This window comes from Flavobacterium cheonhonense (assembly GCF_035671315.1).
Classification (GTDB): Bacteria; Bacteroidota; Bacteroidia; order Flavobacteriales; family Flavobacteriaceae; genus Flavobacterium; species Flavobacterium cheonhonense.
In genome coordinates this window covers 17,278-40,479 of record NZ_JAXAVY010000002.1, presented here as the reverse complement: position 1 = coordinate 40,479, position 23,202 = coordinate 17,278, and the positions used below count along the sequence as shown (strand labels likewise).

14 protein-coding genes and 1 tRNA gene are annotated in these 23,202 nt (G+C 41.3%); 3 read left to right on the top strand and 12 right to left on the bottom strand.

What is annotated here, in order from left to right; genetic code table 11:
* Window positions 1–89: 89 nt before the first annotated feature.
* From SK086_RS06020 to SK086_RS05970, 11 genes are all read right to left on the bottom strand, one after another.
* A complete protein-coding gene (locus SK086_RS06020) occupies window positions 90–392 on the bottom strand; it encodes a helix-turn-helix domain-containing protein (protein WP_073364540.1) in 303 nt (100 codons plus the stop codon).
* A 267-nt stretch (window positions 393–659) separates the two neighbouring features.
* On the bottom strand, window positions 660–1,499 hold the full coding sequence (locus SK086_RS06015) for an RteC domain-containing protein (protein WP_073364541.1): 840 nt from the start codon (window positions 1,497–1,499) through the stop codon (window positions 660–662).
* A 119-nt stretch (window positions 1,500–1,618) separates the two neighbouring features.
* Window positions 1,619–2,866 carry a site-specific integrase gene (locus tag SK086_RS06010; RefSeq protein WP_073364542.1) on the bottom strand — a complete coding sequence of 416 codons (1,248 nt, stop codon included), beginning with the start codon at window positions 2,864–2,866 and terminating at the stop codon, window positions 1,619–1,621.
* Between the two features lie 283 nt (window positions 2,867–3,149).
* A tRNA-Ser gene (locus SK086_RS06005) sits at window positions 3,150–3,234 on the bottom strand.
* A gap of 314 nt (window positions 3,235–3,548) precedes the next feature.
* On the bottom strand, window positions 3,549–4,952 hold the full coding sequence (locus tag SK086_RS06000; RefSeq protein ID WP_324690474.1) for a T9SS type A sorting domain-containing protein: 1,404 nt from the start codon (window positions 4,950–4,952) through the stop codon (window positions 3,549–3,551).
* Window positions 4,953–5,069: 117 nt separating this feature from the next.
* Window positions 5,070–6,470, bottom strand: coding sequence for a T9SS type A sorting domain-containing protein (locus SK086_RS05995; RefSeq protein ID WP_324690473.1), 1,401 nt, complete (start codon window positions 6,468–6,470; stop codon window positions 5,070–5,072).
* A gap of 108 nt (window positions 6,471–6,578) precedes the next feature.
* A complete protein-coding gene (locus tag SK086_RS05990; RefSeq protein ID WP_324690472.1) occupies window positions 6,579–7,985 on the bottom strand; it encodes an RCC1 domain-containing protein in 1,407 nt (468 codons plus the stop codon).
* 124 nt (window positions 7,986–8,109) lie between these two features.
* Window positions 8,110–9,507 (bottom strand): T9SS type A sorting domain-containing protein, encoded by a 1,398-nt coding sequence (locus SK086_RS05985; protein WP_324690471.1) that lies wholly within the window; start codon window positions 9,505–9,507, stop codon window positions 8,110–8,112.
* Window positions 9,508–9,573: 66 nt separating this feature from the next.
* Complete coding sequence (locus SK086_RS05980; protein ID WP_324690470.1) at window positions 9,574–10,971, bottom strand: T9SS type A sorting domain-containing protein; 1,398 nt, start codon at window positions 10,969–10,971, stop codon at window positions 9,574–9,576.
* Window positions 10,972–11,085: 114 nt separating this feature from the next.
* Window positions 11,086–12,483, bottom strand: coding sequence for a T9SS type A sorting domain-containing protein (locus tag SK086_RS05975; protein ID WP_324690469.1), 1,398 nt, complete (start codon window positions 12,481–12,483; stop codon window positions 11,086–11,088).
* A 52-nt stretch (window positions 12,484–12,535) separates the two neighbouring features.
* A complete protein-coding gene (locus SK086_RS05970; RefSeq protein ID WP_324690468.1) occupies window positions 12,536–17,518 on the bottom strand; it encodes a PKD domain-containing protein in 4,983 nt (1,660 codons plus the stop codon).
* Window positions 17,519–19,378: 1,860 nt separating this feature from the next.
* On the opposite strand from SK086_RS05970, the gene SK086_RS05965 reads away from it, so the two are divergent.
* From SK086_RS05965 to SK086_RS05955, 3 genes are all read left to right on the top strand, one after another.
* On the top strand, window positions 19,379–19,927 hold the full coding sequence (locus tag SK086_RS05965; protein ID WP_324690467.1) for a hypothetical protein: 549 nt from the start codon (window positions 19,379–19,381) through the stop codon (window positions 19,925–19,927).
* Window positions 19,928–20,539: 612 nt separating this feature from the next.
* Entirely contained in the window at window positions 20,540–21,010 is a 471-nt protein-coding gene (locus SK086_RS05960; RefSeq protein ID WP_324690466.1) for a helix-turn-helix transcriptional regulator, read from the top strand.
* A complete protein-coding gene (locus tag SK086_RS05955) occupies window positions 20,997–21,638 on the top strand; it encodes a nucleotidyl transferase AbiEii/AbiGii toxin family protein (RefSeq protein ID WP_324690465.1) in 642 nt (213 codons plus the stop codon). Before SK086_RS05960 ends, SK086_RS05955 begins: the two co-directional genes overlap by 14 nt.
* 523 nt (window positions 21,639–22,161) lie before the next feature.
* On the opposite strand, the gene SK086_RS05950 is transcribed toward SK086_RS05955, so the two are convergent.
* On the bottom strand, window positions 22,162–22,482 hold the full coding sequence (locus SK086_RS05950) for a GIY-YIG nuclease family protein (protein WP_324690464.1): 321 nt from the start codon (window positions 22,480–22,482) through the stop codon (window positions 22,162–22,164).
* Window positions 22,483–23,202: the final 720 nt, after the last annotated feature.

The window sequence follows — 23,202 nt, the reverse complement described above, 5'->3', positions numbered from 1 at the left end:
GTAGTATTAAAATTGAATTTTTAAGAATTATGACTTTTATACAGTCACATGCTTCGCATGTTCCGTAGCATTGGTTTGATGGTTCCATACTATTTCTCGAGCATTTTTTTAATGTCTTCGTATTTGTAGAAAATGATGCCGCCGATACGTTTGTAGTTGAGTGTACCATTGATGCGTAAGTTTTGTAAAGTGCCTGGGGAGATTTTGAGCAGCTTGCGGACTTCCGCTGATTTTAACCATTGTGCCGGTTGTTCTGTTTTTCCGAGCATTTCTTGAATTTCAGACAGTAGTACATGACTGAAGTTTAATAGGTCCTTTTTCGTGATTGGTTGATGACTTAGTAGCTCTAAATTATCAACTTCCGGAAACAATTTTCTTGGGTGTAAGTTCATAATGAAAGTGTTTTATTTGTTATGTGACAAAACAAATTCATTTGCTAATTTTTTATTCCCAAGTTGAACCCAAGTTGGGAACGATTTTAAGTCAAATTAGATTAAACACTTTGATTTTATTGGGGTTTCAGATTTATAATTTCACTCCTTTGAAATAGCTTGATTGGTAGAACAGTACAAAAAATAATCAAAACTGAAAGTAGATAGTATTTTCCCAAGTTGTTCCCAAGTTGGGATAAATTAAAACCCTAGTCGCAGACCAGGGTTTTAATTGTCTTCCTCAATCATCTTTTGGTTGAGGTTTTCTGAAAGTGTGTTCAGAAATTTTGTTTTGTTGTTCTTTCTTGCTTTGATATCGAGATATGCCCGATACAATCCATCTTCAATATCAACGTTTAACATCCTACCTAAACACATTGCAATCTCTTTGATGTCATTATTGCCATGGTTGATTGCTTTGGATGCATGAAGCGCATAAACAAGCTCGATTAAGTCGACCTTAGTACCGGTCCAATTAAGATTTGATTTGGTGTTATAGAATAAGCTTTTGGAAATATTTGTCAGTTCCTCTATTCGTTCTTCGTAGAATTCAATAAGATTATCGTTGGCCAAAATTAAGGCCACATTATAATCGTATAAACTGCAGCGCCTAACATCAATATAAATTCTAGCAATGTGTTTGTTGATTGATTGTTTGGTTCCATACCTCGTAAAGTACATGTGATCATAATGTGTAAAACCGCTGCGGTAATACTTGTAAAACTCTTTATCCTTGGTTGATGCCTGATGACATTTGACAATTACATCTTTGTAATATTTGATTTTTAGTTTCCGGCTGGTGTTAGGTGCCTTGGATTCTATTTCCAGAATTTTGTGGTAATAAATGTATTTTGAGGTTAGTTTGCTTTTTAACTCCTTGAAAAAGAAAATTTCCTCTTCGATGTTTTTAAACTCATAACCCTCCAGCCAAATAAATAACTCATTGAGCTTTTCTTCCAAATAATTTGACAAATGTTTGGCTTGGCAAATTGGGGAATTATAAGTCGTTTCAGTTCTTAAAATTTCAGAATCAACCTTGCAAAAGAATTCACCACAAAATGATTGCATGATGTATAGTTTATATTGATTTGGTTTGTTTTGTGCTAAAATACTGTAATTTATAAAATAAAAAAGTACACAAAAAGTGTACTTTAAAACAATATTATTTGATATGGTTTAAAACCAAATCAGGTTCCTGATTTATGAGTAATTAAGTATGAGTTAGTCCCGAATTTAGATTTTAAAGCTATCATGTCTTCACTAATTTTCTTGTCTAAGATTTTAGCATAATGTTGGGTAGTTTTCAAATTGGTGTGCCCTAACATTTTACTGACGGTTTCCAACGGTACACCGTTAGACAGCGTTACTGTTGTCGCAAAAGTATGTCGGGCAATGTGAAAGGTTAAGTCTTTTTTAATACCGCATACATCAGCTATTTCCTTTAGGTAGGCGTTCATTTTTTGGTTGCTTAAAATAGGCAGTAATCTGTTTTCATTTATACAAACCGGATGATTCTCGTATTTGGATATTATTTTCTGTGCTGTTGGCAGCAATGGAATTTTTGAAGCGGTATCCGTTTTTTGACGGTTTTTGAATATCCACTTATCGCCATCTATTCCCATGGCGATGTTGTCTGTAGTAAGCTGCTGAACATCGATATAGGCAAGGCCTGTGAAGCAAGAGAAAATGAATATGTCGCGGACAAGTTCCAACCGCTCAGTTGTAAATTGTTTATTGATGATTTCCTCTAATTCTTTTTCGGTAAGAAACTCTCGAATGACTTCTTTAATTTTGGCTTTATAATTAACAAATGGGTCCTTTTGCAGCCATCCATTAGCCAAACATTGGTTTATTATTTTATGGAAGTTCTTGATGTATTTAACAGCGGTATTGTTTGCACATTTTCTAACACTTCGTAAATAAAACTCATATTCTGTAATAAATGCATGGTCAATCTTATCAATATTGATATCAGAGATGTTGTATTTCCAAATAAGAAATTCTTTAGTGTGCTTTAATGATGTTTCATATCGCTCCAAAGTTCCGGCAGCATATTCATGGCCGACCAATTCTTTAATTTTGCGATTGTGCTCCACGAAGATAGGGATGAGCATTCGTTCTCTAACTTTTATATCCAAGAGTCTGTTTTTGAATTCCTCTAAAGTAACTGTTATACCATCTTTTAAAAGTTCAAAGTGAATTTCATTAATTCGGTTTTTTGTAAAATCAAGTAAACTGTTAATTGAACAAGCCTCCTCTGAATTACCTTTCATTCTGCCTTGTTCAGAGGACCATTTTGAAGGTTCAATAAATTTTTTGGTACTATACTCGAGTCTTTTACCATCTACGGTTAATCGAATATAAATTGGGAATTGTCCAGAGGAATTGACCTTAGTCGACTTTGCATAAAAATGCGTAGTGATTTTTGTTTTCATTTTTGGTAACCTTTAAGTTAGAAATAATTTATAAAAAGGTTTGCCAATTGACAAGATGTTCAAGTATTGAAAAGGTTACTGAACATGTTAAGCACCGTTTGTGTAATAGCAGTAAATACAATGCTTAAGCGAATTTTGCGAGACCCGGATCATATATTTTTTTGGGTCTCGATTTAGTCCCTTGTATTTTAAAAAAGAATGAATAATTTGGTTGATTCAAAAATGGAAAAACCCCAAAATCATAGGATTTTGAGGTTTTTTATTTCCTTTGAAAGAAATACTGCGGAGAAAGAGGGATTCGAACCCCCGGACCTGTTACAGTCAACAGTTTTCAAGACTGCCGCAATCGACCACTCTGCCATTTCTCCAATAAGTCGGTGCCTACTTGCGTAATGCGGATGCAAATATAACAACCTTTTTCTTTTTCCAAAACGATTTTGGGTAAAAAATAAAGATATTTTTTTTAGAACTCGCTATATGGTTAATGCTGTGGATTTTATCAAAAGTATAAACCCGATAAAAAACAATATCATTTCCGCAAAGGCAGGAACCCAACCCTCTGTGCATCTCTGTTAATCTCCGTGAATCTCTGTGTAACCTTGTCACCCTGAACCTAGTTTACCCTGAGCCTGCCGAAGGGAAGGACCAACTCACTCCTGTCATTCTCGCAAAGGCAGTAATCTCACTCCTTCACAAACCGCTCACTAACCACTACACTGCCATTCGACTCCAACACCAATAAATAAATCCCCTTAGGCAATACCAAAGGTAAGGACACTTGCAACTGATTCGTAGCTACCGGATGACTACCATACACCACCCTGCCTAACATATCATAAACCTTAAGTCCGTCAACGACGGTATTCCCTCGATAAGAAAACTGCAACACCTCCTGCACCGGATTAGGCGCTATAACCATTTTTACAGTACTAAACTCATCAGTATTCAATGTACAACCCGGTACCGTAATCCCCGTAGGCAAGCTAACCGCATCCATGGTACCGTTACCCAGTTGTCCGTAATCATTAGACCCCCAAGTATAAATGGCACCGTTAGCCTTTTGGGCCATACCGTGAAACCAACCACCCGTTACCCTTATCCAATCCGTATCGGTACCAACCTGAACCGGTTGTCTTCGATTAGTAGTTGTACCATCTCCAACTTGCCCCGTATCATTCCTGCCCCAACCCCACAAAGTACCATCACTTTTTACGGCATAAGAGGTGCTGTGTCCTGTTCCTATATAAACCCAGTTACTTTCAGTGCCTATTTGAATTGGCGTATCCCTAAAATAAGCATCCGGAAAAGTATCTCCCGCTTGCCCCAATCCTCCGGCTCCCCAGCCCCACAATGTACCATTGGTTTTTAAGGCTAAAGCATGGCCATTACCAACACTAATCGTTGCCCAATCCGTTTCAGGTCTTAATTGGGTGGGATATTGACGGGAACCTACATTCGAAGGACCAACCAGACCGGTACTGTTACCGCCCCAACCCCATAAAGTCCCATTACTTTTTAAAGCCAAAGCTGTTCTGACAATTCCTGCTGCTTGAATAAAAATCCAATCAGTATCTGTGCCGACTTGACCGGGAGATAACCTGTTGTTACAACAACTACCGTCACCCATCTGATAAAAATCATTCTGACCCCAAGCCCATAAAGTACCATTGGTTTTTAAAGCGATGGTAAATCCATTACTAGCAGCTACTTGCGACCAATTGGTATCGGTACCAACTTGGGTAAAGGCATTTCTGTAATTAACAGTACTCCCAATACCCAACTGACCGTAGGTATTATTACCTGTACCCCATAGTGTTCCATTGCTTTTTATAGCAAAAGTAGCGTAAGGGCCACAAATTACTTGCTGCCAATCGGTTGAAGAGGTAATCTGTGTAGGTACCCAAATATCTGTTTCTGTACCGTCACCCAATTGACCAAAAGCATTGTTCGACCCCCAACCCCATATAGTACCGTTAGGCTTTATCCCAAAATTAAAGTAATTCCCGGAGGAAATATTGCTAAAACACTGAGCTTGCAGGCCCAATGTGCTGAAAAATATTCCTAAAAAAAGTAGTGTTTGTTTCATAATGTTGTGTTTAAAAAAAAATAAAAAAGAACACCTTATCTCTTTTCCCTCATCTCTTATCTCTCATCCCTTTCCCACTTCGTAATTCGTAATTCATAATTCGTAATTCATATTTCCTCACTCCTTCACAAACCGCTCACTAACCACAGCACTGCCATTCGACTCCAACACCAATAAATAAATCCCCTTAGGCAATACCAATGGCAAAGACACTTGCAACTGATTAGTAGCTACCGGATGACTACCATACACCACCCTGCCTAACATATCATAAACCTTAAGTCCGTTAACAACTCTACTACCACTATAAGTAAACTGCAACACCTCCTGCACCGGATTAGGCGCTATAACCATTTTTACAGTACTAAACTCATCAGTATTCAATGTACAACCCGGCACCGTAATCCCCGTAGGCAAGCTAACCGAATCCATAGTACCGTTACCTAACTGCCCGTACTCATTTGTCCCCCAACTATAAATAGCACCGTTAGTCTTTTGGGCAATACCATGCCATAATCCCCCGCTTACCCTAACCCAATCGGTATCGGTACCAACTTGTACAGGTTGTCTTCTATTCGTGGTTGTACCGTCTCCTACCTGACCAGTATCATTACGACCCCAACCCCACAAAGTACCATCACTTTTGATGGCGTAAGAGGTATTAAAACCAGTGCCTATATAAACCCAATTGCTTTCATTACCAATTTGAACCGGAGTATCTCTAAAATAAGCATCCGGAAAAGTATCACCTGCTTGCCCTAATCCACCAGCTCCCCAGCCCCACAACGTACCATTAGTCTTTAAGGCTAAAGCATGACTATTACCAACACTAATGGTGGCCCAATCCGTTTCAGGTCTTAATTGGGTGGGATATTGACGGGAACCTACATTCGACGGGCCAACCAGACCAGTGCTGTTACCGCCCCAACCCCATAAGGTACCATTGCTTTTCAAAGCTAATGCAGTACGTATAGAGGCAACTTCAACTTTCATCCAATCACTGTCGGTTCCAATTTGATCGGGAGATAAACGATTATTACAACAAGTACCATCACCCAGCTGATAAGAATCGTTCTGTCCCCAAGCCCACAAGGTACCATTGGTTTTTAAAGCGATGGTAAATCCATTACTGGCAGCTACTTGTGCCCAATTGGTATCGGTACCAACTTGGGTGAAAGCATTCCTGTAATTAACCATGCTTCCTATACCTAACTGACCATAAGTATTATCACCAGTCCCCCAAAGCGTTCCATTGCTTTTGAGGGCAAAAGTAGCGTAAGGGCCACAGACAACCTGTTGCCAATCGGTTGCGGTGGTAATCTGAGTAGGCACCCATATATCTGTTTCCGTACCGTCACCCAACTGACCAAAAGCATTGTTCGACCCCCAACCCCATATAGTGCCATTAGGCTTGATACCGAAATTAAAGTAATTCCCAGAGGAAATATTGCTAAAACACTGGCTGTAAGACCCCAGTGTACTAAGAAAAAATCCTAAAAAAAGTAGTGTTTGTTTCATAATATTGTGTTTAAAAAAAAAATAAAAAAGAACACCTTATCTCTTTTTCCTCATCTCTTTTCCCTCATCCCTTTCCCACTTCGTAATTCGTAATTCATAATTCGTAATTCATAATTCCTTCACAAACCGCTCACTAACCACTACACTGCTGTTCGACTCCAATACCAATAAATAAATCCCCTTAGGCAATACCAAAGGCAAAGACACCTGCAAATGATTCGTGGCTACCGGATGACTACCATACACCACCCTGCCTAACATATCATAAACTTTAAGTCCGTTAACCACTGTATTACCGCTATAAGAAAACTGCAACACCTCCTGCACCGGATTAGGTGCTATAACCATTTTTATAGTACTAAACTCAGCCGTATCCAAAGTACAACCCGGGACCGTAATCCCTGTAGGCAAGCTAACCGCATCCATAGTACCGTTACCCAGTTGTCCGTAATCATTGGTACCCCAGGTGTAGATAGCTCCGTTAGCCTTTTGGGCGATACCGTGAGCAAAACCTCCGGCTGCCCTTACCCAATCGGTATCGGTACCAACTTGTACAGGTTGTCTTCGGTTGGTGGTTGTACCGTCTCCTACCTGACCCGTATCATTTCTGCCCCAACCCCACAAGGTGCCATCACTTTTTATGGCATAAGAGGTACTGTGCCCTGTCCCAATATAAACCCAATTGCTTTCATTACCTATTTGAACAGGAGTATCTCTAAAATAAGCATCAGGAAAAGTATCACCTGCTTGCCCTAATCCTCCGGCTCCCCAGCCCCACAAAGTACCATTAGTTTTTAACGCTAAAGCATGGCCATTACCAACGCTAATGGTGGCCCAATCTGTTTCTGACCGCAACTGAGTGGGATATTGTCGGGAACCTACATTCGACGGGCCAACCAGACCGGTGCTGTTACCGCCCCAACCCCATAAAGTCCCATTACTTTTTAAAGCCAAAGCTGTTCTGACAATTCCTGCTGCTTGAATAAAAATCCAATCAGTATCTGTTCCGACTTGACCGGGAGATAACCTATCATTACAACAAGTTCCATTGCCAAGCTGATAAAAATCATTCTGACCCCAAGCCCATAAAGTACCATTGGTTTTTAAAGCGATGGTAAATCCATTACTGGCTGAGACTTGTGCCCAATTGGTATCGGTACCAACTTGGGTAAAAGCATTTCTGTAATTAACAGTACTCCCAATACCCAACTGACCGTAGGTATTATCACCGGTGCCCCAAAGCGTTCCATTGCTTTTGAGGACAAAAGTTGCGTAAGGGCCACAGATTACTTGCTGCCAATCGGTTGAAGTGGTAATCTGAGTAGGCACCCATATATCTGTTTCCGTACCGTCACCCAACTGACCAAAAGCATTGTTCGACCCCCAACCCCATATAGTGCCATTTGGCTTGATACCGAAATTAAAGTAATTCCCCGAGGATATAGTACTAAAACACTGGCTGTAAGACCCCAGTGCATAGAGAAAAAATCCTAAAAAAAGTAGTGTTTGTTTCATAATGTTGTGTTTTAAAAAAGATAAAAAAAAACACCTTATCTCTTTTCCCTCATCTCTTATCTCTCATCCCTTTCCCACTTCGTAATTCGTAATTCGTAATTCATAATTCGTAATTCATATTTCCTCACTCCTTCACAAACCGCTCACTAACCACTACACTGCCGTTCGACTCCAACACCAATAAATAAATCCCCTTAGGCAATACCAAAGGCAAAGACACTTGCAACTGATTCGTGGCTACCGGATGACTACCATACACCACCCTGCCTAACATATCATAAACTTTAAGCCCGTTAACCACTGTATTACCGCTATAAGAAAACTGCAACACCTCCTGCACCGGATTAGGCGCTATAACCATTTTTACAGTACTAAACTCAGCCGTATCCAAAGTACAACCCGACACACTTATCCCCGTAGGCAAACTAACCGCATCCATAGTACCGTTACCCAATTGCCCAAAATCATTAGTACCCCAGGTGTAGATAGCTCCGTTGGCCTTTTGGGCAATACCATGCCATAATCCGCCACTTACCCTTACCCAATCCGTATCGGTACCAACTTGTACAGGTTGTCTTCTATTAGTGGTTGTACCATCTCCAACCTGACCGGTATCATTCCTGCCCCAAGCCCATAAGGTGCCATCACTTTTAATGGCGTAAGAAGTATTAAAACCGGTGCCTATATAAACCCAATTGGTGTCTGTACCTATTTGTACCGGAGTATCTCTAAAATAAGCATCGGGAAAAGTATCACCGGCTTGACCCAATCCTCCGGCTCCCCAGCCCCACAATGTACCATTGGTTTTTAAGGCTAAAGCATGACTATTACCAACACTAATGGTGGCCCAATCCGTATCAGCCCTCAACTGTGTCGGATATTGACGAGAACCTACATTTGATGGGCCAATTAATCCCGTAGAATTTAAACCCCAACCCCATAAAGTGCCATTACTTTTTAAAGCCAAAGCTGATCTCACTCCACTAGATGCGATATTAATCCAATCTGTATCATTTCCAATTTGTGCAGGAGATAAACGATTAGCACAACAAGTTCCATTACCCATTTGATAAGTATCATTCTGTCCCCAACCCCACAAAGTACCATTACTTTTCAAGCCTAAAGCGAAGCTATTTGAAGGTGATATTTGAATCCAATTATTGTCAGAGCCTATTTGTGTAAAAAGCAATACATTACTTACTGTACTTCCTACACCTAACTCTCCCGTAACATTACTACCCGAGCCCCACAAAGTACCATTATTTTTAATCAAAAAAGTAATAAATTGTCCACAGAAAACCTTTTGCCAATCGTTAGTTGTACCGACTTGTATTGGTGTATATTCATCTAAATCGCTTCCATTTCCAAGTTGGCCTACTCCACCTGACCCCCATGCCCACACAGTACCGTTAGGCTTGATACCGAAATTAAAGTAATTCCCTGAGGATAGGTTACTAAAACACTGGCTATAAGACCCGAGTGTACTAAGAAAAAATCCTAAAAAAAGTAGTGTTTGTTTCATAATGTTGTGTTTTAAAAAAGCCCCACTATCCTCAATCATCATTCATCATTCATCATTCATCATTCATCACTCCTTCACAAACCGCTCACTAACCACTACACTGCCGTTCGACTCCAACACCAATAAATAAATCCCCTTAGGCAATAACAAAGGTAAGGACACTTGCAACTGATTCGTGGCTACCGGATGACTACCATACACCAACCTGCCAAGCATATCATAAACCTTAAGTCCGTTAACCACTGTATTACCGCTATAAGAAAACTGCAACACCTCCTGCACCGGATTAGGCGCTATAACCATTTTTACAGTACTAAACTCATCAGTATTCAATGTACAACCCGGCACCGTAATCCCCGTAGGCAAGCTAACCGCATCCATGGTACCGTTACCCAGTTGTCCAAAATCATTGGTACCCCAGGTGTAGATAGCTCCATTAGCCTTTTGAGCTATACCATGCCTTAATCCACCTGTTACTCTTATCCAATCCGTATCAGTACCTATCTGAACCGGTTGTCTTCGGTCTACAAGAGTACCGTCGCCCACTTGACCATAATTATTACTGCCCCAAGCCCACAAGGTCCCATCACTTTTGATAGCATAGGAAGTATTATATCCGGTCCCCACATAGACCCAATTAGTCTCAGTACCTATTTGAATCGGAGTGTCTCTAAAATAAGCTGCAGGGAAAGTATCTCCCGCTTGACCTAAACCACCATATCCCCAGCCCCACAAAGTACCATTGGTCTTTAAGGCTAAAGCATGTCCGTTTCCGGCACTGATGGTTGCCCAATCCGTTTCGGGTCTTAATTGTGTAGGATATTGACGAGAGCCTACATTAGAAGGGCCTACCAATCCGGAGGCATTCAAGCCCCATCCCCATAAAGTACCATTGCTCTTTAAGGCTATTGTAACTCTGGCACTCGTAGCCTCAATCATTACCCAATCATTATCAGTCCCTATTTGTCCGGGAGATAATCTGTTATTACAACAAGTACCATCACCCATTTGATAAGTATCATTCTGACCCCAACCCCATAAAGTACCATTGGTTTTTAAACCAATAGTATAGCCATTCCCTGCGGAGACTTGTGACCAATTGGTTTCGGTACCAACTTGGGTAAAAGTGGTGGTATAACTCACTGTACTGCCTATACCCAATTGCCCATACAAATTATCACCGGAAGCCCATAATGTGCCATTAATTTTGACAGCAAAAGTATTAAATGGACCACACGCTATTATCTGCCAATCGGTAGCATTACTTATCTGGGTAGGTACATAAAAATCAGCCTCACTGCCATTGCCCATCTGTCCGAAAACAGAAGAGCCCCAACCCCATATAGTGCCATTAGGCTTGATACCCAAATTAAAGTAATTCCCTGAAGATATGTTACTAAAACACTGGCTATAAGACCCGAGTGTACTAAGAAAAAATCCTAAAAAAAGTAGTGTTTGTTTCATAATATTGTGTTTAAAAAAAAAATAAAAAAGAACACCTTATCTCTTTTTCCTTTTCCCTTTCTCACTTAGTACTTCCCACTTCGTACCTCGTACTTCTAACTTCATACTTCCCCCTCACTCCTTCACAAACCGCTCACTAACCACTACACTGCCGTTCGACTCCAACACCAATAAATAAATCCCCTTAGGCAATAACAAAGGTAAGGACACTTGCAACTGATTCGTGGCTACCGGATGACTACCATACACCAACCTGCCAAGCATATCATAAACCTTAAGTCCGTTAACCACTGTATTACCGCTATAAGAAAACTGCAACACCTCCTGCACCGGATTAGGCGCTATAACCATTTTTACAGTACTAAACTCAGCCGTATCCAAAGTACAACCCGGGACCGTAATCCCCGTAGGCAAGCTAACCGCATCCATAGTACCGTTACCCAGTTGTCCGTAATCATTAGAACCCCAAGTATAAATGGCACCGTTGGCCTTTTGGGCAATACCGTGCCTGAAACCTCCGGTAACTCTTACCCAATCCGTATCGGTACCTATTTGAACCGGTTGTCTTCGGTCTACAAGAGTACCGTCGCCCACTTGACCATAATTATTGCTACCCCAAGCCCACAAGGTGCCGTCACTTTTTATAGCATAGGAAGTATTATAACCGGCACCTACATAAACCCAATTGGTGTCTGTACCTATTTGGACAGGGGTGTCTCTAAAATAGGCCGCTGGAAAAGTATCTCCTGCTTGCCCTAATCCTCCGGCTCCCCAGCCCCACAATGTACCATTAGTTTTTAAAGCTAAAGCATGGCCATTACCAACGCTAATGGTGGCCCAATCCGTTTCGGGTCTTAATTGGGTGGGATATTGACGGGAACCTACATTCGACGGGCCAACCAGACCAGTGCTGTTACCGCCCCAACCCCATAAAGTCCCATTACTTTTTAAAGCTAATGCAGTACGTATAGAGGCAACCTCAACTTTCATCCAATCACTGTCGGTTCCAACTTGACCAGGTGATAACCTATTGTTACAACAAGTACCATCACCCAGCTGATAAGAATCGTTCTGTCCCCAAGCCCATAAGGTACCATTGGTTTTTAAGGCGATGGTAAACCCATTACTGGCCGAGACTTGTGACCAATTGGTATCGGTACCAACTTGGGTAAAAGTATTTATATAATTTACCGTACTTCCAATTCCTAAATGACCAGTAGCATTATCGCCGGAAGCCCATAATGTGCCATTAGTTTTGACGGCAAAAGTATTAAATGGTCCACACACTATTGCCTGCCAATCACTAGCATTGCTTATTTGGGTGGGCACATAAAAATCAGCCTCACTGCCATTGCCCATCTGTCCGAAAACAGAAGAGCCCCAACCCCATATAGTGCCATTAGGCTTGATACCGAAATTAAAGTAATTCCCCGAGGATATATTGCTAAAACACTGGGCTTGCAGGCCCAAGGTACTGAAAAGAATTCCTAAAAAAAGTAGTGTTTGTTTCATAATGTTGTGTTTTAAAAAAGAGAGGTGCCGGGCACCTCTCTTACAAAGATAACTATTCTTTGACTAACTTTTGCTGTAATTTTACTACATTATTTTCACGCAAGACAACTATGTAGAGACCGGCAGGATAATCGCTAACGGTTACATCCCACAGCCCTTTGCCTTCGGTTGCCTCAAAACGGTCTAACAAACGGCCGGCCAAGTCATAAAGCTCTAAGGAAGTGTTGTGGGCAAACGATTCAAAATGCACTGCTACCCTATCCTTAGCCGGATTGGGAACGATGGTCAATTGTCTTGTTGCTGACAAAGTATTGTTTTTATCGGCATTTGTTTTACTGGCTTCAAACGAAATATCACAGGGTGGTAGGTCAAAGGAAAACTCGGTCATACAAGGTTTGCCTTCAGCATCAACTCCTTCAAAAAACAAGGTAACACTACCGCCATTCATCAAATCTACCGGTATAATGGTAAAAGAATAAATTTGGGCAGAGCCGGGTTGCACGGTAACCGATGAAGGAACCACTACCACATCAGGGCCTAACGAAGTAACGGTATAGGTCATAGGATCTGAAGTACCATTTTCAATTTTTAAATCCAAAGTAAACGAACAATACTTGGTTTCATTTTTATAAAGTTTGTCTATCGTAATGCTTTTGATTGCCCTACACTTGTCACACTCTTTACTGAGTGTATAATCCAAAGGTTTGGTGATAAAATTGCACAAACCGGTATTATAAGACAAATTGTAAATCCCGGTACCGGTCACCTCAAAAGGTTCAGGAAAACTATCCGTTCCCTCTGACACTATATTGTTATCTTGTAACCATCCCCAATAATGCAGAGGCAATCTTGGCCCTATCAAATACCCAAAACCTTCTTTATAATCACAAGCGGCTATACAACCACTAGGGAATATCCAAGCATAAAACTCAGGGTCTTTCGGAATGTCTATTTGGCTTCGCACCGTACATCCTCCCTCGGTGTAGGCAATTTCAAGCGGTCCGCCATTCACCAAAGTATTAGCCGTGCCACCCATACCGTTACTCCAATTGTAAATACCGCTACCGGCATTTGCTACAAATACATCCACCTTGTAAGGCTGGCAATTATTCAAGCTATATTCTATAGCCGGAGGTTCGGGTAACGGAATAATCTCTACTACAGTTCCGGCAGCGTTCTGACAACCAAAAGAATCGGTAACGGTGGCTGTTACGTTGTAAACGCCAACCGCCAAGTTGTCCAAATTAATTGTAGGCGCAGTACCGTAAAATTGTCCGTTTACCGTCCAACTGATACCGTTGCCGGCTGCTGTCAAGGCTGTGATGTTTCTGTTGACATTATTAGCACAATAAACCGTTGCACCGCTCAACTGTACAGCAGGAGGCAAGCGAAACACCGGCGCAATACGGCTGGGAGAACTGTAAGTACAGTTTTGCGCACTGCTCAGTTTAACCCAATAAATTCCGGGACTGTTAGCCGTATAGCTGATGCTGTTAGCCCCCGGTACAGGCGTTAGTTCATTCATCCATTGGTAGGAAGCACCACATTCTGACCCGCTAGGTTGGTAGGTCATCAGTACACCATTACTACTTCCGGCACAAACAGTGGCGTTGGCTGGAGTAGCTACTATATCGCCATTGAAACACTCCACCGGAACAATAACGTTGGATGAAGTATAAGTTCTTTGACAGCCTAAACGGTTGGTTATTTCAACTGAAGGATTGTATATACCACTAGAGGTAAATACTCTTTTGGGCGACTGCAAAGTATTATTTATACCACTTTCTAATAACCAATTATAATTATAAGTATTATTAGGTGAAGAAACCTGAAACTCAACAGGCGTATCATGACAAGCCACAGGGGAATCAAATAGAATACTCATATTCGGCAACGTCTGCAAACTAAACGAAACCAATCTTTCACAAGAGTCTAAGGTTGCCCCGTTATAATCCCCGGTAACGACCAATTTAATGGTATAATTACCACTGCCGTAAGTAGTAGCAAAAGTACCGTTGGCGCTACTCAACATTAAAGCATAACTGCTGTCCGGTGCCGCTGTTGGCTTTATGTAGTACGCAAAAGTACGGTTGGTAATCGGACTGTAAAAATCGGTATTATCGGTTACGCTTATGGTAAACGAGGAATTCCCGGTACCGTTACAAACAGCCGCATAATTAAACTGTGGCACATAAGGTACTAACAGGTCTTTTCGGGCTTCATAAATATTGATATCCTCACCACATTCGTATTTAGCCCTGTGCAACACATTGTACATACCGGCTACGGTAACAGGATAAGAACTTCCGGTATAACCGGCGGTAGGTACAGGACCTAAAATATCATAATAATCCTGTATCGGGGTAAATGGTGTTTGGGTGGCTGTACCAATTAAACTAATAGTGGAGCCACCATCGCCGTTGCTGTTACATTCTACAACAGAATTATTGGTAACCTGAGGAGCCGGGTCTAAAACGCAAACCGGTGCACAATTTACCTGATACACAATAAAGGGATCAGATTCATTTTCACAACCGTTAGCCGGATTAACCGCCCATACAGTGTAAAAGCCAAATTGAGTGGGATTGTAAGTCTCCGTAGTAACTCCCAAACCGGTGTTGGTATTGTAAAACCATTCCACCGTAGCATTATTGGAAGTGGCAACCTTTAACACTGAGTTAATTTGACTCTCCAAACAAAAGGCATTAGCACCACTATGCAAAGAAATAGAGACATCCGGTGCCGGCAAAATAGCCACCTGTACAGTAGCAATATTGGTAGAGTTCCCACAGCCGTTTGGATTAATTACCTGTGCCGTTATCGTATAAACAGAGTTACCGGTGCTAGTATTTTCATAAGCAAAAATCTCAGATAATCCTCCCTGAAACGATTGCAAATTGGCATTCCAATTCACTTGCGAACTACTATCTAATGGGTTCAAAGGATCAGTGGAAACTACTTCTAAAGCAATATCGGTTTCACTACAAACCGGTCCGTTATAACCACTGATGGCTATGGTTGGGGTTGGTCGTACTTCAATCTCAATTTCAAAAGGGGTCACTACGGTACATTTCTGTACAATACATAATAAAGTTACGGTAGTGATAGTGGTAACATTATTCCACATTACAGAAATAGTATTGGTGTTTTGCCCTGATATAATACTACCTACTGCAGTATTGCTCAACGACCAAGTATAGGTCTCGCCTTGATCGTATAAAGTAGAGGTCGTACCTGCTACCAAAGCCTTATAGATACTGGTCGAATTACCACAAACAAAATCAAGCCCATCCAATGCCACTGGTATAATCTTTTTGGTAACATGTAAAGAGGTTGTAGCCGAAGAACAAGCTAACGGTAAGATTGTACTCCTCCTAACAGAAACTTGATAAGTAGAACTATTATTAAAAACCACTACCACCTGCGGTCCGGTATTAGCCCCTTGTATGGTACCATTTACAGGAGGTAACCATTCATAAGTAAAGTTAGGATCGTAATTGTTTACGGTATAAGTGTAAGGCACACCAGGACAAATTTGAGTTTCTCCCGTAATACCCTCCGGAGCCAATGGTGGCGCAATCACCTTAATTAACTTAGGATCACCATTACAATTATTAGCCCCACTTACACTCAATACATAATTACCCGGGCTTGTAAAGTTATAAGTAAAATTAGCACTTTCATAAACCGTATTTACTAACTGTCCTGAAGCGGTAAGCAAAATCCAATTACCAACCTGCCCGTTAGCCTCTGTAAAAACAGCTAAAGAACTACTACATAGATTATCAGGACCAAAGATATTATAAGGTTCACTAACATTAATTTCTAAAGTAGCTATACCTCCGCAATTCAGCAAAGTGTTTTTGTAAACGACTTTTAAAATAATTGGACCACCTACTCTGGGTTCCAAGAAAATTTCGTTGCGTTGGTCGGTCAAAATGATGTTGACGTTAGCACCATTATTTCCATCAATAATCTCCCACTGAAAATCAGTGGTAGGCCATTGAGGCATAACGTATTTGTATTGTCTACCAACACATATATTCGTCGGTCCGTTGATGGTACCTCTATTTTGAATCACGGGTACTTTAATTGTAGTAGGTAGCAAACAAGGTAAAGAACATTCAGATGGGTTAAAAGTTACATAACCAAATCCGTCCTCATCCACATGATTCCAAATTACGGTTACATCACCGTTTTCTTGGTTAATTTCTTGTATTGTACCACCTTCAACAGTCCAATGGAAATTATCCCTGCAAATTTCCCTTCCTTCAAAAGGGAGATGATAAGTCACTACATCACCTTCACAAACCACGGCGGGACAATCAATTTCAAATCCTTTTCGATCTGCCTTAACTACAACCCTGTATTTACTGGAGCAACCACAACTATTGGTTACCGTTAAGGTTACATGGTAAGGTTCGCTATCGGCAAACACATGAGTAGGTTCAAAAGCAGTGGACGTTTGACCATCTCCAAAATCCCAAAAATAACTTACTATAGGCGATCCTGAATCAGCTACTGAAAGGTTTTCAAATGCAATGGTTTGGTCTGAACAAACATAATAAGTATCCCCGTCTCTAACTCCAGGCAATACTGTAAAATAAGCCTTAGGCCTAGGGACTTTCTCTATACAAATAGTCTTACTGAAAATTCCGTCTCCGGTATTTACTGTAAACGAAATAGAACCCATTCCTACCGAACTCCATTCTACGGTACAAGCGGTTTCAGTCTCATTGATAATGGTACCGCCATTAACATTCCAAGTAGTGTCAGGCGTTGGCCCTAAACTACCGGATAAGGTGTAAGTAACACGCTGTCCGGCACAGGTCAGCAAACATTCATTGGCGGCAATATCCTCAATAAAAATAGGATCCTTACCGTCCCTGGGGTCTTCATTCGAATACACTTGGCAGCCCACCGAAAAATTCCAGCTAATCTGGATTCCCGACGATTGGGAATAACTGCTAAAAGCATTCAAAAAGACAAACAGCATAAGCCATTGGGGCAAAAGTTGGTTGTTTTTCAATCTCATAAACATGTGATTTAATAGTTAGTAATGATTTGATTTTTAAAATATTATAAAAAAAACTATAATATTCCGCTTACAATTTCATCAATTAAAACGAATAAAAAAATCCCCATCAATGGGGATTTTTACAAGCATTACTTGAGTAATAAACTTACAATTATCGCTTTTTACACTTTTTTAACAAATTCAAAAAGTCAAAATCACCATCCATTGTCCAATAAATAAGAAAATTAATATACAAAAATACCATACTATCAAAATCTCACTACAAATCAACTAATCCCAATTCTTAACCAACTGCTTTTCCATGATTTAGCCCCTTAATAAATCACTAAGTTAGATACCCGCTACCATTCCCCCTCAAACTTGTCATTCCTGCATTTGTCCGGAGCGAAGCGAACTGAGAGAGAGAATTTTTAAACCTTAAACCTTAAACCCGTAACCTTAAACCCGAAACTCGAAACCCGCAACCAGTAAACCCTCTGTGAATCTACGTAAATCTCTGTGTAACCTTGTCACCCTGAGCCTGTCGAAGGGCCAATAGGTTTTTTGCCTATAATAACATTGCCCAATTGATTTTTAATTGCTTTTAAAGGCTCTGAGTTTCGGGGTTGTCCTTTGACTCTTACCCTCCCCTCCCTTCGACAGGCTCAGGGTAAACTAGGCTTAGGGCAGGCGTGGCTCAGCCCTTCGACAAGCTCAGGGTGACAATGTTGTTGACAGTAGTGTTATGTGTTAAAGATGGTCTTCGACCCTTCGACTGCGCTCAGGGCAGGCAAAGATCAGACTGACAATGGTGTTGATAGTAGATTCAAGTGCCAAAGAGGGTATTCGACTCTTGGGCAGGCTCAGAGCAGGCTTACTCAGCCCTTCGACAAGCTCAGGGTGACAATGGTGTGATCAATTGGGTTTGGTGGTAACGATGGGACTTCGACCCTTCGACTGAGCTCAGGGCAGGCAAAGATCAGACTGACAATGGTGTTGATAGTAGATTCAAGTGCCAAAGAGGGTATTCGACTCTTGGGCAGGCTCAGAGCAGGCTTACTCAGCCCTTCGACAAGCTCAGGATGACAATAGCGTGATCAATTGGGTTGGGTGGTAACGATGGGTCTTCGCCCCTTCGACTGCGCTCAGGGCAGGCTCAGCTCAGTCCTTCGACAAGCTCAGGATGACAATGGTGTGATCAATTGGTTTTGGTGGTAGAGATGGTCTTTGATTAAGCTCAGGGTGACAATGGTGTGATCAATTGGGTGTTGTGGTAACAAGAATCTTCCCTTTGGGGTGATGGGTGTTAACTAGGTTCGGACTGATAACTTGAAATTGTTTTGTTGGTAATTAGCGGTGCTATTCCTGAACAATGCTCTCTTCATGCACTGTCTATGCACCATCGATGCTTTATTAATACAGTTGATGATTATTAGAACCAGCTAATAATACGATTATTGGTGGTTTTGTATCATTATAGTCAATTATAGTCAATTATAGTCAATTATTGGTATTTATTGGTACATATTGGTCATTATAGATCATTTTTTACACCTGCTATTTGTGCATTGACTCCTTTGTTTAATCTTTGGTGTTCATTATTAGATTTTAGTTGCAACGATAATCGAAATGAGGACAATGAAAATGAATATTAATCGTAAAAATTAAAAAATTATGGCCAGACAAAGAGGACCATTGAAGGTGCAAGGCACCCTGGGTGACATCAACTTTTATAAAAGTCAGCATGGTTACCTTATCCGCGAAAAAGGCGGTGTTAACGGAAATAGAATTAAAAAAGACCCTGTTTTTCAACGGACAAGGGAAAACGGAATGGAGTTTGGCAGGGCTGCCAGGGCCGGTAAATTACTAAGGACGGCGATGCGGTCACTGGTACTGAATGCGGACAACCTAGTTGTAAGTAGGTTGCACGGACAATTGATGCGGGTTATTCAAGCAGACTTGACCAGTGCCCGAGGTTTACGGAATGTAGCTGAGGGAGATGTGGTATTGCTTACCGATTTTGAGTTTAACAATAGGTCGCCGCTAAGTGCCACTTTTTATGCTCCGTATACCGGAACGATTGACAGGGCAACCGGAACTCTAACGCTTGAAGTGCCTCCTTATGTCCCAACAGAAATGATTATGGCACCGAGTGGTGCCACTCATTACAAGATTATCAGTAGTGGTGCTGCCATTGATTTTAATAATAGGTCTTTTGAGGTTGATTCTATTGAAAGTGCTGTACTGCCATGGAATGGATTGCCCACGGTTGCTTTAAATCATAGTCATGAGGTAACGGCTGCCAGTACTCATCCCCTATTTTTGGTTGTGTGCTTGGCGTTCTATCAGGAGATTAATGGGGAAATGTATGCCCTGCAAGATGGGTCTTATAACTGTTCCGCAATAGTGAAAGTTAGTAAAGCTTAAAGAAAAGTTGTCTTGATTTAATGTCCCCAATGAGTTTTGTGCTTGTTGGGGGCTTTTTTTATAACGATCGCTTTACTATCATCCCTAAAGGGATTATTGTTTTTGGTTGTCCTTTCTCCTACCTGTATTGTATCCCTAAGGGATCTTAGAGTTAGTGGTTGTGGGTTGTGGGTTGTCCTTCGACTCTTCCCTTCCCTTCCCTTCCCTTCCCTTCCCTTCACTTCACTTCCCTTCGACAGGCTCAGGGTAAACTCAGCTCATGGCAGGCTAAGCTCAGGTCTTCGACAAGCTCAGACTGACAATAGAGTTATTGATTGGGTTTGGTTGTTTGCGGGGGTCTTTGACCCTTCCCTTCTGCTGTCTCAGGGGAAACTCAGCTTAGGTCTTCGACAAGCTCAGACTGACAGTGGGATTATTGATTGGGTTTCGTTGTAACGAGGGGTCTTCGACCCTTCGACTACGCTCAGGGCAGGCTCAGCTCAGGTCTTCGACAGGCTCAGACTGACAATGGAGGTATTGATTGGGTTTTGCGGTAAAGTGGGATAATTAAATAAAAACTATTGTGGTAGAAATTAACATAAAAATATAAACATTTTTGTTTACTTTTGTGTTATGAATAAACATATAAGTATATTAAGAGGTATCCATCCGGGTTTTGTATTGGAACGCGAGTTAAAAAAACGTGGCCTACGTAAAGGAAATTTTGCGCTTCAAATTCAGGAGTATCCACAAACTTTGTCCACTATTACCAAAGGGAAACGCGATATGAATATTGGACTTGCTTTAAAGATTGAAAAACTCTTGGGCATTGAGGAAGGTTTTTTTATGATTCTACAGGTATATTATGATATTGAGCGAGAGAAAAATAAACAAAATAGTTCACTTCCCGATTTATCTATCATCAGACCGGTTTTGTTTTGGGATACCAAAATGGAAAAGCTGGATTGGCAAAAACAAAAGAAAGCCATTATTAAAAGAGTTTTTGAGCGTGGCAATGAAGCAGAGAAAAGAGAAATTACCCGTTTTTATGGAAACGAAACTATTTCTATAGTTTTAAATACTGATAAACATGCTTTATTATAATACCGTAACCCCTTTATTGAGATCAATATTAGAAAATTTAATGAAGGCTGAAGTTTTCGCTCCGTTTCGGTTAGTTGGTGGAACAGCTCTCAGTTTATACCAAGGCCATCGCATGTCTGTTGATATAGACTTATTTACCGATGAAGCTTATGGTTCAGTAGATTTTGGTGCCATAGATGCCTATTTGCGTGAGGTGTATCCCTATGTTGACACCAATGATTTTGCTGCTGTAGGTTTTGGTAAGTCTTATTATATAGGCTATAGTCCCAAAGAATGTGTTAAACTTGATCTTTTTTATGTTGACCCTTTTCTTGATGCAATGGTTGTTACTGATAACATTCGAATGGCTACCGTCGCGGATATCATTGCTATGAAAATGGACGTCATTTCCAGGGGAGGAAGAAAAAAAGATTTTTGGGATATACACGAACTTAAAGATACTTACAGCCTTGCTGAAATGTTTGCTTTACACCAAAAACGCTACCCTTATACTCACCATACCCCACAACTCCTTAAAAACTTTACAGATTTTAGCGAAGCGGATGATGATTTTGAACCAGACTGTCTCAGAGGTAAGCATTGGGAATTAATCAAATTGGATTTGATTGAGTTTGTAAAAACTTGGTAATTCATTTGTAATTGGTATGCGAAGACGTTAGGGTTACGGTGCTTCGACCCTTCCCTTCCCTTCCCTTCCCTTCCCTTCCCTTCCCTTCGACAAGCTCAGGGCAGGCTAAGCTCAGAGTAAACTAGGCTCAGTCCTTCGACAAGCTCAGGATGACAATGGGGTTGATAGTAATGTTATGTGTAAAAGAGGGTCTTCGACCCTTCCCTTCGACAGGCTCAGGGTAAACTAGGCTCAGGGCAGGCTCAACTCAGCCCTTCGACAAGCTCAGGGTGACAATGGGGGTATTGATTGGGTTTGGTGGTTTGCAGGGGTCTTTGACCCTTCCCTTCCCTTCGACAAGCTCAGGGCAGGCTCAGCTCAGGGTAAACTAGGCTAAGGGTAAACTAGGCTAAGGGTAAACTAGGCACAAGGTAAACTCAGCTAAGGATAAAGTCGGCTAAGAATGGGATCTCCATAATTAACTGATGGTTGTTAGCATTAAGAGGTATTAGTTTTTGGAAAAAAACAATTGTTTACGACATTGTCAGTCTGAGCTTGTCGAAGACTCTTTGCCGTATTGGGTGTAGTTTTTGGAATATTGGATTAGTCTGTCCCAATCTTGTTTTATGAGGGCTTCTTTTTTTCTTCTTGACCATCCCTTTATTTGCTTTTCTATAGCGATGGCATTCTGTACATCGTTGAAGGTTTCGAACCAAACCAACTGTAAAGGTCTTTTATTGAAAGTGTAACAGTCTTTCTTTTTTCCTGAGCTGTGCTCCTGCATTCTCCTTTCTAAATTGTTTGTAAAACCGGTATAGTAGCTGTCGTCATTGCATTTTACTATGTATACGAAGTAGGTTTTCATATTGTTTTATTTGTACTAAATTACTTGATTTTTTAATATGTTTGGTTGATTGGGATTTTTGTTGTTTGTTTTTCTTGCCTTCCATTTTCTTGCCTTCCCTTCCCTTCCCTTCGACAAGCTCAGGGTAAACTCAGCTCAGGTCTTCGACAAGCTCAGACTGACAATGGGGTTATTGATTGGGTTTCGTTGTAAAGAGGGGTCTTCGATCCTTCCCTTCGACAGGCTCAGGGTAAACTAGGCTCAGGACAGGCTCAGCTCAGGTCTTCGACCCTTCAACTACGCTCAGGGCAGGCTCAGCTCAGACTGACAAATGGGAAACGGATTGGGTTTTGGTGGTAGAGATGGTCTATGATTAAGCGCAGGGCAGGCGTAGCTCAGCCCTTCGACAAGCTCAGGGTGACAATGGGGTTATTGATTGGGTTTCTTTGTAAAGAGGGGTCTTCGACCCTTCCCTTCCCTTCGACAGGCTCAGGGTAAACTAGGCTCAGTGAGGGCTCAGCTCAGGTCTTCGACAAGCTCAGACTGACAAATGGGAAACGGATTGGGTTTCGTTGTAAAGAGGGGTCTTCGACCCTTCCCTTCCCTTCGACAAGCTCAGGGCAGGCTAAGCTCAGTCCTTCGACCCTTCAACTACGCTCAGGGCAGGCTCAGCTCAGTCCTTCGACAAGCTCAGGATGGCATAGTGCCATTATTTGAAAGTATTTGAGTGGTTGTGATTTT